Here is a 13,278-nt window from a genome sequence, read left to right on the forward strand (position 1 = left end):
CGCTCCTGCGACGATGGGGGACATGCCCGCCCCGCTCGTCGACGCGGTCGACGTCATCCGACTCGTCGGCCCGCGTCCGTTCGGGCGCGCGAAGGACCTCGTGCGTGCCGGCGGCGTGCTCGGGACCCGCTGGGACGACGCGGACGAGACGCTCGCCGCCCTCGTGCAGGGCTCCGGCCCCGAGCCGTACCAGGTGAGCGTGCACCTCACGCCCACCCGCGGTCCGTTCAGCCGACCCGGCCGGAACACCTGCACGTGCCCCATCGGTGGCGATTGCAAGCACGTCGCGGCGGCGCTCCTCGAGGTCACGGCCGCCGCGGTCCGGCGCGACCCCGGGCTGACCGGCGCGGCCGGACTCACCGGACTCGTGGAGCCGACGGGCCTCGCCGCGACGGCGGTCGACGACGCCGTGGCCGCGCCGCCCGAGCACTGGCGGACGGCGCTCGGGTCGCTCGCCGGCGACCCCGGGCCGGCGAGCGCACGGACGACCGCGATGGGCCTCCAGTTCGAGCTCCGCGACCTCGTCCCGCAGCGACTCGCCCGCGCGGCGGCGGGTCGCGACGCCGCCGGGTCGACGGGCAGCCGTGTCCGCCTCGGCGTCCGCCCGGTCACGCGCAGCGCCGCGGGCAACTGGGTCCGCGGGCAACTCACCTGGGGGTCGCTCCCCTACTCCCGCAACCGCCTCGGCGCGGACCCCGACCAGCACGCCTGGTTCCTGCAGTTCGCCGCGCTGCACCGCTCCGCGCACGCGGCGTACGCGCCGGGCGAGAGCGACTGGCTGTTCCTCGACGAGTTCGCGAGTCCGCTGCTGTGGCCGCTCCTGCACGAGGCCGAGCGGCTCGGCATCGCGCTCGTCGCAGCGGGCGCGAAGGCCGCCGCACGCGGGCGCGGCCGGAGCGCCAGTGCCGGCACCGGCACCGGCACCGGCACTGGGACGGCGCCCGACCCCAGCGCCGACACCGACGCCCGTGCCGTCGTCGTCGGCCGGGAGGCCCGGGTCGTCCTCGATGCGTCCCGCACGTCGGACGGCGTGCAGCTCGGCGCGCTCGCCCTGGTCGACGGCCGTCCGATCCCGCCGGGGGCCGCGGGCGCGATCGGTACCCACGGCGTCTACGCCTTCCGCCGCTCCCCGTCGCTGCACGTCACCCTCGCACCGACACCGACGCCCCTGCGCGAGGACCAGCGCCGTCTCCTGACGACCGGGGACCGCATCACCGTCCCGCCCGCGGACGTCGACGAGTTCCTGCACGACGTCTCGCCCCGCCTGCGCGGCAGCGTGGACCTCGTGAGCGCCGACGGTTCGCTCGAGCTCCCGGACCGCACGCCGCCGGAGTTCGTCCTGACCGTGACGTTCGAGCCCGAGGACCGCGTGCTGCTCAGCTGGCGTTGGCACGTCGACGGCCGACGGGACCTCCCCGCAGCGCACGGACCGGTTCCGGACCTGTCGGAGGTCGACGGGCCGCCCGGCCTGCGGTGGCCGAGCCGGACCGGCGTCGACCCGGTCCGTGACCGCCGCCGCGACGTCGACGTCGACGGAAGCGACGCCGACGACGGGGACTCCGACGACGGCGACCAGGTGCTCGACGGTTCCGACGCCATCGAGTTCACGACGACGACCCTGCCGACACTCCAGGCCCGCGACGACCTGCGCGTCCGCATCGTGGGCGAGCGCCCGGACTACCGGGAACTCACCGACCGGCCGAAGCTGACCCTGACCACGATGCCGAGCCCACACCGCGACTGGTTCGACCTCGGGTTCCTCGTGACCGTCGAGGGTCGCACGGTCCCGTTCACGCCCCTGCTCGAGGCGCTCGCCAAGCGGGAGCGGAAGCTCAAGCTCATCGACAACACGTACATGTCACTGCAGAACCCGGTGTTCGACGAGCTGAAGCGCCTCATCGACGAGGCGACCGAGCTCGACGAGTGGGAGCCCGGCCGCTACCGCATCAGCCCGTACCAGGCCGCACTGTGGTCGGAGTTCGACCAGCTCGCCGACGAGACCGTGCAGGACGCCCGGTGGCGCGAGACCGTCGAGGGCCTCCTGCGGTTCCAGGACGCCACCGACGACGACCCGGTGATCACGGCCGTGTCCGTGCCGGAGTCGGTGCACGCCGAGCTCCGCCCCTACCAACGCGAGGGCCTGGCGTGGCTGACGTTCCTGTACGAGCACGGGCTCGGCGGGGTCCTGGCGGACGACATGGGGCTCGGCAAGACGCTGCAGACGCTCGCGTTCGTGGCGGGCGTGCGGGAGCGCGAACGCGCGCGGGCCGGCTCGGGGGACGCCGCACCGGACCGGTCGGGAGGCCCGTCAGCCGCGGCTCCCGACCGTCGCCCGTTCCTCGTGGTCGCGCCGACGAGCGTCGTCGGCAACTGGGTCACCGAGGCGGCGCGGTTCACCCCGTCGCTCGTGGTGCGCGGCGTGACGGCGACGACCGCGAAGCGACGGCGGATGCTCCGGGACGCCGCGGCCGAGGCGGACGTCGTCGTGACCTCGTACGCGCTGTTCCGGCTCGACGCGGCGGCGTACCGACAGCAGGAGTGGGCCGGGCTGGTCCTCGACGAGGCGCAGTTCGTCAAGAACCGGACGTCGCAGGCGAACCGGCTCGCGGCGGACCTCCCCGCGCCGTTCAAGCTCGCGATCACCGGGACGCCGCTCGAGAACGGGCTCATGGACCTGTGGTCGATCTTCTCGGTCGTCGCGCCGGGTCTGCTGTCGAGCGTGACGCGGTTCACCGATGACGTGGTCAAGCCGGTGGCGTCCCCGGACCTGACACCGGAGCAGCGGGCCGATGTGATGGGTCGACTGCGGCGGCGGATCCGGCCGCTCATGCTCCGGCGCACCAAGGAGTCCGTGGCGGCGGACCTGCCCGAGAAGGTCGAGCAGGTGCTGCACGTCGACCTCGACCCGGAGCACCGCGCCCTCTACGACCGGACCCTGCAGCGCGAGCGGCTCAAGGTGCTCGACCTGCTCGACGACATGGACCGGCACCGGATGATCGTGTTCCGCTCGCTGACGCTCCTGCGGATGCTCGCCCTCTCGCCGGCGCTCATCGACCCGGACTCGGCCGTGCCGTCGGCGAAGCTCGACCTGCTGCTCGACGACCTCGCGGAGCTCGAGGCCGAGGGGCGCCGTGCCCTCGTGTTCAGTCAGTTCACCTCGTTCCTCCGGCTCGTCGCGTCCGGGCTCGACGCGCGCGGCGTGGCGTACGAGTACCTCGACGGGTCGACGACCGGTCGCGCAGCGGTGATCGACCGGTTCAAGCAGGGCAGTGCGCCGGCGTTCCTCATCAGCCTCAAGGCGGGCGGGTTCGGCCTCAACCTGACCGAGGCCGACACGGTGTTCGTGCTCGATCCCTGGTGGAACCCCGCGGCGGAGGCCCAGGCGATCGACCGCGCGCACCGCATCGGGCAGCGGGTCCCCGTGAGCGTGCACCGCCTCATCGCGCAGGACACCATCGAGGACAAGGTCCTGGCCCTCGCGACCCGCAAGGGGGAACTGTTCGACGCGGTCATCGACGAGGACGACACGTTCTCGGGAGCGCTGACGGCTGAGGACGTGCGGGGGCTCCTGGAGTAGGACAGTTCCGTCCGGATCCACCACACCCCGAACTGGGTGGTCACCGGGGACAGGACTCACAGCGTGCCCCCGGTGTGACCTGATTTGCTAGACAGACTAGCGAATCCGAGTTCCCGCCCGGCCCTGGACGTGGCGACTCCGGACGTGCAGTGGGGCGACCGAGCGGTCACCCTGTGCAACCCGAACCGAGGAACCAATGACGCTCATGAGCACCACAGCACCATCCGAGATCACGATCGACCACGAGCCGTACAGCGGCGAGGACGCCGTTCGCCTGCGGGCCGTCGCACTCCTCAGCGCCGGACTCCCCCCGCGCATGGCACGGACGCTGCCCCTGGCGTCGGTCGCGGCGAACCTGACGGTCCGCAACGGCATGGGTGAGCCGCTCGGCTACGGGGTCCTCAGCGAGGTCGCCGATGGCGTGCTCGAGATCCAGTCGTTCTTCATCCGCGAGGACGCCCGGGGCGCCGGTGTCGGCAGCGCGCTGCTCAGCCGCCTCGAACAGGTCGCGGGCGAACTCGGCTCCCCCGCCCTCGTGCACGCCGGCACCCCGGGCGACGCGGACATCACGGACACGCTGCTGCGCCGCGGGTACGTGCCGATCGCCCCGTTCGGTGCGCACACCCTCGTGGCGGACGTGGTCTGCGTCTCGAAGATCCTGGTCTGATCCGGGGGACGGCCGGGAGGCCCGGCAGCGTCATCCGCGGAGGTTCGCCACCCAAGCGTCCACGGTCGTGACGTCGGCCTGTCGGGGGTAGACCTTCTCGGTCAGGACCCGGTGGACCTCGGGATCGGCGTCCGCACATGCGTCGGCGAGGACCGTGATCCCGTAGTCGAGGTCCGCGGCCTGCCGGAGGGTCGACAGCACGACCCCGCTCGTGGCGATGCCCGCGAGGACGAGCTCGGTCGCCCCGGCAGCGCGGAGCACGACGTCGAGGTCGCTGCCGGCGAAGGCACTGACCCGGCGCTTCGTCACGACGACCTCGTCGGGGCGGACCGCGAACGCGGCGTGGATCGCGGTCGAGCGCTCGTCGAAGCCGGCGGCGTCGCCCCGCTGCCGCATCGCGCCGAAGCTCTTGTTCGACGCAGCGATCTCGGGGAACCCCGCGCGGAAGGCGACGCGGACGAACACCACGGGCACGCCGCTCGTGCGGGCCGCGTCGACCGCGCGCGTGGCGGCCGCCAGGACCTCGGGCGACCCGAGCCGGTCGACGATGCTGGTCTGGAAGTCCATGACGAGCAGGACGGGTGTGGACATGGCGAGCCTCCGGTGGTCGTGTGGAATTCGACAGTCCTGAATGTACAGGTACTGATGCGCAGTCTAGGCTGCCGATCATGTCCGACGAACCGATCCCACTCAACGCATCCCCCGCGGCGACCTCGCTGGCCGTGCGCGTGGCCGTCGGCCGTTTCCTCCGCCGCCTGCGCGAGGTCGCGGCCGAGGGCGACCTCACTCCCTCGCAGGCGTCCGTCCTGACCCGCGTCGGCAAGGGCGAGGCGACCACCGCCTCGGCTCTCGCCGTGCTCGAGGGCGTCCGGCCGCAGTCGATGGCGAACACCCTCACCGCGCTGGAGGCCGCAGGGCTCGTGCAGCGGGCACCCGACCCCACCGACGGGCGCCGCCAGATCGTCGGCCTGACCGACGCCGGGTCGGTGCAGAACGAGGGCAACCGCGCCGCGCGGCAGGAGTGGCTCACCGAGGTGATGGCCGAGCGGTACACGGAGGACGAGCGCCGTCGCCTGCTCGAGGCCCTGGCGCTGCTCGACCGGGTCGCCGAGGCGCCGACGGAGCGCACCCACCGATGAGCGAGTCGGACACCGGGCGGCTCCCCCGCCCCACTGCACCGTCCACGCCGGGAGCCGGACGACCGCGCCGCGCCGCGCCTCCCGACCGGTTCGACCGGCGCCTGCTCGCGCCGATGATGCTCGGGTCGATCCTCAACCCGATCAACTCGTCGATCATCGCGGTCGCCCTCGTGCCGATCGCCGCCGCGTTCGGCGCCCCCGCGTCGGAGACCGCCTGGCTGGTGTCCGCGCTGTACCTGGCGACGTCGATCGGGCAGCCCCTGGTGGGGCGACTCGTCGACACGTTCGGGCCGCGGCGGCTGTTCCTCGTCGGCGCCGTGCTCACCCTCGTCGCGGGCGTGATCGGCACCGCCGCCCCCGGGCTCGGGTGGCTCGTCGCCGCCCGGGTCGTGCTCGGGTTCGGCACGTGCGCGGGGTACCCCGCCGCCATGACGCTCATCCGTGCCGAGGGCCGCCGCACCGGGCAGGACAGCCCCCAGGCGGTGCTCACCGCGCTCGCCGTGACGACGCAGACCATCGCGGTGATCGGGCCGACGCTCGGCGGACTCCTCATCGCCGTCGGCGGGTGGCGGGCGACGTTCGCGGTCAACATCCCGCTCGGTGTCGCCTGTCTGGTGCTCGGCTGGGTCGCACTCCCCCGGCACACCGCGCTCGACGCCACCCGGACGCGTGCGCGGTTCGACGTCGCCGGTGTCCTGCTCTTCGCGGCGACGCTCCTCGCGCTCCTGCTGTTCCTCATGGACCTGCGGCCGGCACTCGTCTGGCTGCTCGTGGTCGCCGTCGCCGCCGCGGTCGCCTTCACGGTGCGCGAACTCCGTGCCGTCGACCCGTTCATCGACGTGCGGGTGTTCGCCGGCAACCTCCCGCTGCTCGGGACGTTCGCGCGCGCCCTCGTCGCCCAGGTCGTCAGCTACGCGTTCCTCTACGGGTTCACGCAGTGGCTCGAGGACGGCCGTGGCTTGTCGGCATCGGCCGCGGGGCTCGTGCTGCTCCCCCTGTTCGGTGCGGCCATCGTCGTGTCGACCCTGACCGGCAGACGGCCCGAGGTGCGGGCGAAGCTCGTCGTCGGCGGCGTCCTGTTGCTCGTCGGCTGCGTCCTGCTCCTCGCCGTGGGGTCCGGCACGGCCGTGTGGCTCCTGTTCGCCCTCACCACGCTCGTCGGGATCCCGCTCGGGCTGCTCAACCTGGCGAACCAGAACGCCCTGTACCACCAGGCGGACCCCGAGCGGGTCGGCGCGTCCGCGGGCTTGCTCCGGACGTTCTCGTACCTCGGCGCGATCGTGGCGTCGGCGTCGGGCGGGGCGGCGTTCGGGGCGCGGGCGACCACCCCCGGGCTGCACGAACTCGCGTGGATCATGGTCGTGGCGGCCGCGGTCCTCGTGGCGCTGACGCTCGCCGATCGCTCGCTCGCAGCGCTCTCGCGCCCGGCCCGGACGCCCTGACCGTCCACCCCCTCTTTCACGAGATCGCAGTCGTTGCCGTTCAGACCGCGTCTGGAACGGCAACGACTGCGATCTCGCGGGGTCGTGCGTCAGCGGGCGGTGCCGCCCAGGGCGTCGATCGCGGCGACCTCGTCCTCGGTCAGCTGGAACGTCACGCCGCGCGCGTTCGAGCGGATGCGCTCCGGCTGCGACGACTTCGGGATGACGACGAACTCGTGCGCGATGTGCCATGCGACGATGACCTGCGCGGCGTCGGCGTCGTGCGCCTCGGCGATGCGGAGGAACGTCGGGTCCTGGAGGTTCGAGGCCTTGAACGGGCTGTACCCCTCGAGGACGACGCCGCGCTCGGCCAGTCCCTGCGCGAACGCGACGTCGTACTCCGCAGGGCTCCAGCGCACCTGGTTCACCGACGGCGTCACGCCGGTCGCGTCGATGAGTTCGTCGATCTGCGCCAGCGAGTAGTTGCTGACGCCGATGGCCTTGGTCAGACCGTCCTGCTGGGCGGCGATGACCTGCTCCCACACCGCCGGGGTCGCCTCGCCGTTCGGCGGCCAGTGCACGAGCCACAGGTCGAGCTGGTCGACGCCGAGCTTGTCCAGGCTCTCGGAGATGGTCTGCCGTTCACGGCCGCCGTGCTCCGGCGGCAGCTTGGTGGTGATGAACACCTCGTCGCGGTCGAGTCCGGACTCGGCGACGGCCCGACCGACCCCGCGCTCGTTGGCGTAGCCGGTGGCGGTGTCGATGTGGCGGTAGCCGGCCTCGAGGGCCGAGCTCACGGCAGCGGGGGCGTCGGCGTCCTCGATCTGCCAGGTGCCGAAGCCGAGCAGCGGCATCGAGGCGGTGGGCAGGGCGACGGCTGGTTCGTTGTACGCGTCGTTGGGCATGACGCCTGTCTACTCCGCCAGGCGGGCGCGGGTGAGCGTTCACTCGCCGACCGGCCGGGAGGCACGACCCCTGTCCTCGTCGCTTCCCCCGGTGCAGCATGGGGACATGAGCACGAGGACCGTCCTCCACCCCGTCGATCCGGACGTCCTGCGGGACCTGCGCGAGCGCGTGCGCGCACGCCGGGTGCTGCCTGCCGTCGACCGCGCCGGTCAGGACCTCGGCATGGCGGGGCGCGACCTCGACGCCCTCCTCGACCACTGGGCCGACGCCTACCGGTGGGAGGACCACGAGGCGCGCGTCCTCGCCCGGCCATGGGTGCGCTCGGGGTCGGCGACACCGGTGAACGCGATCGTCCACCGTGCGGGCGCCGACGCCCCGGTCGTCCTGTTCCTGCACGGGTGGCCGGACTCGGTCCTCCGGTTCGAGCGGGTGCTCGACCGCGTCGACGACGTGACGTGCGTCGTTCCGGCGCTGCCGGGCTTCCCGTTCGCCGCGGCGACGGAGCGGAGTGGGTGGTCGGCGATCGATATGGCGGACGCGGTGCACGCCGCGATGCTCGACCTCGGGTTCGACCGGTTCGTCGTCTCGGCCGGGGACGTCGGCTGTGACGTGGGCGAGGCGATCGCGGCCCGGCAGCCCGGAGCGGTGGCTGCGCTGCACCTGACGGACGTGTCGCAGTACCACTTCCTCGGCGGCCTCCCCGACGACCTCGACGACGACGAGCGCGCGTACGTCGAGCGCGGCCGGCAGTGGCAACGGGCCGAGGGCGGGTACATGCACGAGCAGTCGACGCGTCCGAACACGCTGTCCGTCGGGCTCGCGGACTCGCCTGCCGGCCTCGCCGCGTGGATCGGCGAGAAGCTCGACCGCTGGACCGACCAGGCGGTGGACACGCCGCCGTTCTCGCGCGACGAGCTGCTCACCTGGATCACCGCCTACTGGGTCAGCGGATGCATCGGCACGTCGTTCGCGCCCTACGCGGTGGGCGGCGGCAAGGACTGGGGTCGCATCGACGTACCGACCGTGATGACGGTGTTCCCCGCCGACCTCGTCAACGCGCCGCGACGGTTCGCCGAGCGACGCTTCCGGATCGTGGACTGGCGGGAGTTCGAACACGGCGGGCACTTCGCGGCGTGGGAGCGACCCGACGACTACCTGTGGGGCGTCCGACGAGCGGTCGAGGTCGGGTGGTGACGGCGGCGGCGTTCGGTCAGCTCCTGGCGGCAGCGACGAACCCGGCCCCGCTCAGCGGCGGGCGTGCCGCCAGCGCGCCCACCGCACGACGTTGATGGCGGGGTAGGTCAGGAACGCCAGCGCGAGGAGCAACAGCAGGATCGAGGAGGCCACCGGGGCGGAAGCGCCCGGGTCTGCCGCCGCGACGATGCCCGACACCGCGCGAACGAGGTCGAACAGTCCGATGACGCCGAGCACCACCGAGACGACGACCCGGACGGCGAGCTGCCGGGGACGCAGCGGCGTGAGCGGCTCGCGGTGGTCGACCTCGGCGAACTCGGGCGCCACGTACGTGCCGCTGCTGCCGCGCTGTGCACTCCGCGCCGTCGCGGTCGGATCTCCGTGGTAGGTCTGTCGGTCGGTCATCGTCACGATCCCCTCGTCGTCGTACCCGCAGCCGAGGCCCGGATCCGCCAGCGATGTCAGAACCCGCCGAAGCCGAACAGCGCGGTGACGCCACCGGTCACGAGCACCCAGAACGACACGGGGACGGCCATCGCGCCGAGGACGACGACGACGACCCCGAGCGTGCGGTGTCCCGGGTCGGCGGAGCGCGCCCCGCGGACACCGAGCACGAGCACGCTCGTCGCGGCGATGACCGAGCCGACCGACAACAGCCCGAGCAGCAGGGCGGCCACCTGCACCCACCACGAGGGCATCGTGAGCGCCGCGTGCGGCTCGTGACGCACGAGTGCCAGCAGGACGAGGTAGGCGCCCAGGAGCGCGGCCGCGTAGCCGACGAGCAGCGTCATCCCCACGATCGACGCGCCCGCACTCCCCCGCGGACGCCGATCGGCCAGCGGGTCCGGCGCCCACTCGTCGTCGAAGCCCGCCCACACCCCGTCGTTCCCCATGACGGCAGCATGGCAACGCGAGGAGTGCTCGCACATCGGCCGAGGGGATGACCACGTCAGGCGGTCGCGGCCCGGTCTCAGTCCGGCCGGTGCGTCAGAGTCGGAAGTCGATCGCCGAGGTCGGCGAGGTCGCGCACCGCGATCGTGAAGCGGTCGTCGGGCGCCGGAGCGTCGGCGGACGGGCGCGCGACGTACGCGGTCTGCATGCCGAGCGAGGCCGCCGCCCGGAGGTCCCACGGATGCGCCGCCACCATCATCGTGCGGGCGGCGGGGACGCCGAGCAGTTCCAACGCCGTCCGGTACACCGAGGCCGCGGGTTTGAAGGCACGCGGGAACTGCGCGGAGACCACGGCGTGCCAGCGCAATCCGGCACGCTGCGACAGCGCGGCGAGCTCGTCGAGGTCCGCGTTCGACAGGGACGCGACCACCACCTGCCGTCCCAGCGTCGCGAGGGCGTCCGCCGAATCGGGCCACGGCCGGAGCGTCTCGGTGACGTCCACGAGCTCGTCGTGCTCGTCGGCCGACAGCGCAGGGAGCGAGCCGTCCGCGACGAGGTCGTCGAGGGACTCCCGTCGGATCGCGCGGTGCGGGCGCCAGGGGGCCTCCCCGGCGTTGACCGCCGCCATGGCGGCGTCCATCAGGTCGTCCCATCGACGGGCGATCGCGTCGACGTCGTGTCCGGCATGCGCGGCGAGCGCCACCGCCAGACGGTCCCGGATGGTCCCGACGTCGTCGACGACGGTGCCGATGGTGTCGACGAGGAGTGCGTCGACGCCGGTTCCGTGGTCGGTCATGCGCCCAACCTACGGATCACTTCCGACCGCGGGACGGTCATCCTCACGACGGATGCCGCTCCGGTGCACGGTCCGCCACGATCGGTACCACCCGCCCGCGGATCCCTGGAGGCCGTTCCCATGCCCTTCCTCGTCCTGGTACCCGTCATGTGTCTCTGCATCGCCCTGCCGATCACGGATGCGCTCGTCCGGAAGGACCTCGGTCGAGCCGGGCGGGTGCTCGTCCTGCTGACCGTCGCGATCGTCGTGGGCGCGTGCTCGGAGTTCGTCGTCTACCTCGCCGTGCCGGCGTTCGCCGTCCCGGCGGTGGTCTACCTGGCGGCCCGTGGCCGGCTCCCGTTCGTGCAGCGGCTCGTCCCCGGTCGGTCCGGTGACCCGGACCGGCGGCGCGCACTCGCCGTGCGGCCCGCGTTGGCCCTCAGCGCGGTGGCACTCGGGGTCGCGGTCCTCGCCGTCGTCGCGATGATGAGCGTGGCGCTGTCCGAGATGTGAGGGCACCGAGGCCGGCGGGCCGCGCCGGGACGAACGGGCGACGGCCCTCGATGCGGCCGCGTCAGTCCATCGCGATTCCTCAGTCGATCCGGTTGGTCAGGGCCTCCCCGCCGCGGACGTGCTGGTCGCAGAACGTGAACACGGTCTCGCTCCACACGCGGAAGTTCGACGGCGACAGCACCCAGTGGTTCTCGCTCGTGAGCTGCAGGAACCGGTGCGGCATGTCCTCGGGCGCGCCCGGGAACCCCGATACCAGGTCCCACCACGCCCGCAGCGCCTCGGAGATCGGCACGCGGTAGTCCCGGTTCCCGTGGATGAGCAGCATCGGCGTCGTGATCGCCTCGGCAGTCCGGTCGGGCGAGTTCTGCGCGTACCAGTCCGGGTGCTCCTGCTCGGTGCCGAAGATCCCGTTCTTGTTCTCGGCGGCATCGGTCGTGTCGTGCTGCTGGTCGAGCGACCAGAGCCCGGCGTGCGTGACGATGCAGTCGAAACGGTCGGTGTGGCCGGCGATCCAGTTCGTCATGTACCCGCCGAAACTCGCGCCGAGCAACGCCGTCCGCGTCGGGTCGAGGCGGTGGTCGCTGTCGGCGAGGACGGCCTCGAGCACGCCCTCGATCTCGCGCCACACGATCGCGGCGCGGTGCGGCCAGGCCCGCGCGATCCACTCGTCGCCGTACCCGGTCGAGAGCGCCGGGTCGGGCAGCACGACGGCGTACCCGCGCTCGACGGCGAGCCAGGGGCACCAGCGCCACGACCAGGCGTTCCAGGACGAGAACGGTCCGCCGTGCACCCACGTCATGACGGGTGCCGGGCCGTCGCCGCGGTGCGCGTCGTCCGGCAGGAACAACCATCCGGGCACCTCGACACCGTCGACCTCGGCCGATACTCGCTGCACGGTGCCGGGCAGGGTGTCGACCACGCCGGGGGCCGGGAGGAACGCGGGCGTCTGGTCCTCCGCGGTCACGTCGAGCCGCACCGGGCTCGCCGGACGGTCCATCGCCGAGCGGAGCGCGAACAGCGTCCGCCCGTCCGGGTGCACGAGGAGGTTCGAGTACGACGCGTCGGTGACGAGCCATCGGACGATGGCACCGGAGGTCGGGTCGACGAGGACGACCGCCCCCGCGCCGTGCAGGTCACCCGTCACCAGGAGGCCCGTTCCGTCGGCCGTCCACACGACGTCGTTCGCTGTGATGTCGCCGAGGTCGAGCCGCACCGCTGCTCCGCCGTCGATGCTGCGGACCTCGATCCACTCCTGGTGCGGGGAGTCGTACGTCCCGCGCACGCGCATCGCGACGGCGAACCGGGAGGCGTCGGGCGCGATCCGCGCCTGGCTCGCGTCGGCGCCGTCCTCGTCGACGACGACGGACCGCTCCCCCGTCGCGACGTCGATCCGGAGGAGCACGGCATGCGAGCGTCCGCGCGTGACCCGCTCGGTGGCGCGAGCGAGGACGAAGGAGCCGTCGGGAGCGATGTCGAACTCGGGGTTCCGGAAGCGCTGCCCCGCGTCGGGGGCGAGGTCCCGGAGCGGGGTGGGACGGGCCTCCCGGTCGCTGGCCCGAGCGGCGTCGGGGGCGGTGGCCCCCGCGTCGTCGAGCACGAGCAGGCGCGCCTCGGTGTCGTCGAGTTCGTGGTCCCACCAGCGGATGGGCATGCCGTCGTGCAGGATCGCGGTGACCGCCTGGTCCTTCCGGCGCTCGCGGCGGGCTCGGTCCTCGTCGGCGTCGGACGAGCCGACCAGGCGGCTGCCGGTCACGATCACCACACCCGAGCGGCTGACGAGCGGACTCCCGACGCCACCGGGACTCGTCGCGACGCGGATCGGCTCACCGTGTTCTGGCAGCGACCAGAGCGCGGGGTCCTCCGTGTTCTCGCCGCTGCGCGGGTCGGGGCGGCTCGACGTGAAGAGCAGGTCGCCGGACGGGGTGAACGCGGGCGACGACTCCCCCTGCTCCGAGGACGTCAGGCGGACCGGCGGGCGATCGCCGACGGGGTCGACCTCCCACAGCGCGCTCCGGTACCGGGCGGCGTCCGCGTCGGGCTCCTGCACGGTCGCGACGACGCGGGCGCCGTCGTGACTGAGCGCGAGGCCCGTGACGCGGGGGTGGCGGATGAACGAGTCGAGGTCGGCGAAGAGCGAGGAGGTCATCGCCTCCGAGCGTACGGCGGGGCGCCGACGAGCGGCCGCATCCGCGCGG

At 73.1% G+C, this 13,278-nt stretch carries 12 protein-coding genes; 6 read left to right on the forward strand and 6 right to left on the reverse strand.

Annotated features, from left to right (window positions below; all coding sequences use genetic code 11):
• The first annotated feature begins 22 nt into the window (after window positions 1–22).
• Both DEI92_RS05940 and DEI92_RS05945 read left to right on the forward strand, forming a co-directional pair.
• The gene (locus DEI92_RS05940; protein WP_181434678.1) at window positions 23–3,577 is read left to right on the forward strand and encodes a DEAD/DEAH box helicase; all 3,555 of its coding nucleotides are present in this window, start codon (window positions 23–25) and stop codon (window positions 3,575–3,577) included.
• Between the two features lie 205 nt (window positions 3,578–3,782).
• The gene (locus DEI92_RS05945) at window positions 3,783–4,244 is read left to right on the forward strand and encodes a GNAT family N-acetyltransferase (protein WP_181434679.1); all 462 of its coding nucleotides are present in this window, start codon (window positions 3,783–3,785) and stop codon (window positions 4,242–4,244) included.
• Between the two features lie 30 nt (window positions 4,245–4,274).
• On the opposite strand, the gene DEI92_RS05950 is transcribed toward DEI92_RS05945, so the two are convergent.
• Window positions 4,275–4,835 (reverse strand): cysteine hydrolase family protein, encoded by a 561-nt coding sequence (locus DEI92_RS05950; protein ID WP_111012711.1) that lies wholly within the window; start codon window positions 4,833–4,835, stop codon window positions 4,275–4,277.
• A gap of 77 nt (window positions 4,836–4,912) precedes the next feature.
• Between DEI92_RS05950 and DEI92_RS05955 the strand changes: the two genes are divergently transcribed.
• Both DEI92_RS05955 and DEI92_RS05960 read left to right on the forward strand, forming a co-directional pair.
• Window positions 4,913–5,383 (forward strand): MarR family winged helix-turn-helix transcriptional regulator, encoded by a 471-nt coding sequence (locus DEI92_RS05955; protein ID WP_111012712.1) that lies wholly within the window; start codon window positions 4,913–4,915, stop codon window positions 5,381–5,383.
• Window positions 5,380–6,825, forward strand: coding sequence for an MFS transporter (locus tag DEI92_RS05960; RefSeq protein ID WP_111012713.1), 1,446 nt, complete (start codon window positions 5,380–5,382; stop codon window positions 6,823–6,825). Before DEI92_RS05955 ends, DEI92_RS05960 begins: the two co-directional genes overlap by 4 nt.
• Before the next feature lie 89 nt (window positions 6,826–6,914).
• Here the strand turns inward: DEI92_RS05960 and DEI92_RS05965 are convergent, their stop codons facing one another.
• Window positions 6,915–7,709: an aldo/keto reductase gene (locus DEI92_RS05965; protein WP_220037236.1), complete on the reverse strand. Its 795-nt coding sequence runs from the start codon at window positions 7,707–7,709 to the stop codon at window positions 6,915–6,917.
• Between the two features lie 106 nt (window positions 7,710–7,815).
• On the opposite strand from DEI92_RS05965, the gene DEI92_RS05970 reads away from it, so the two are divergent.
• On the forward strand, window positions 7,816–8,904 hold the full coding sequence (locus DEI92_RS05970; protein ID WP_111012714.1) for an alpha/beta fold hydrolase: 1,089 nt from the start codon (window positions 7,816–7,818) through the stop codon (window positions 8,902–8,904).
• A 51-nt stretch (window positions 8,905–8,955) separates the two neighbouring features.
• Here DEI92_RS05970 and DEI92_RS05975 read toward each other — a convergent pair whose 3' ends face one another.
• From DEI92_RS05975 to DEI92_RS05985, 3 genes are all read right to left on the reverse strand, one after another.
• Complete coding sequence (locus DEI92_RS05975) at window positions 8,956–9,315, reverse strand: hypothetical protein (protein WP_111012715.1); 360 nt, start codon at window positions 9,313–9,315, stop codon at window positions 8,956–8,958.
• A 50-nt stretch (window positions 9,316–9,365) separates the two neighbouring features.
• A complete protein-coding gene (locus DEI92_RS05980) occupies window positions 9,366–9,797 on the reverse strand; it encodes a hypothetical protein (protein ID WP_111012716.1) in 432 nt (143 codons plus the stop codon).
• A gap of 77 nt (window positions 9,798–9,874) precedes the next feature.
• Window positions 9,875–10,591, reverse strand: a complete 717-nt coding sequence (locus DEI92_RS05985; RefSeq protein ID WP_111012717.1) for a haloacid dehalogenase type II — start codon at window positions 10,589–10,591, stop codon at window positions 9,875–9,877.
• Window positions 10,592–10,711: 120 nt separating this feature from the next.
• Here DEI92_RS05985 and DEI92_RS05990 point away from each other — a divergent pair, with 120 nt between their 5' ends.
• Complete coding sequence (locus DEI92_RS05990; RefSeq protein WP_111008525.1) at window positions 10,712–11,083, forward strand: hypothetical protein; 372 nt, start codon at window positions 10,712–10,714, stop codon at window positions 11,081–11,083.
• A gap of 79 nt (window positions 11,084–11,162) precedes the next feature.
• Here the strand turns inward: DEI92_RS05990 and DEI92_RS05995 are convergent, their stop codons facing one another.
• On the reverse strand, window positions 11,163–13,229 hold the full coding sequence (locus tag DEI92_RS05995; RefSeq protein WP_111012718.1) for a prolyl oligopeptidase family serine peptidase: 2,067 nt from the start codon (window positions 13,227–13,229) through the stop codon (window positions 11,163–11,165).
• Window positions 13,230–13,278: the final 49 nt, after the last annotated feature.

The sequence above is a fragment of the Curtobacterium sp. MCBD17_034 genome (genome assembly GCF_003234515.1).
In the GTDB taxonomy this organism is placed as follows: Bacteria; Actinomycetota; Actinomycetes; order Actinomycetales; family Microbacteriaceae; genus Curtobacterium.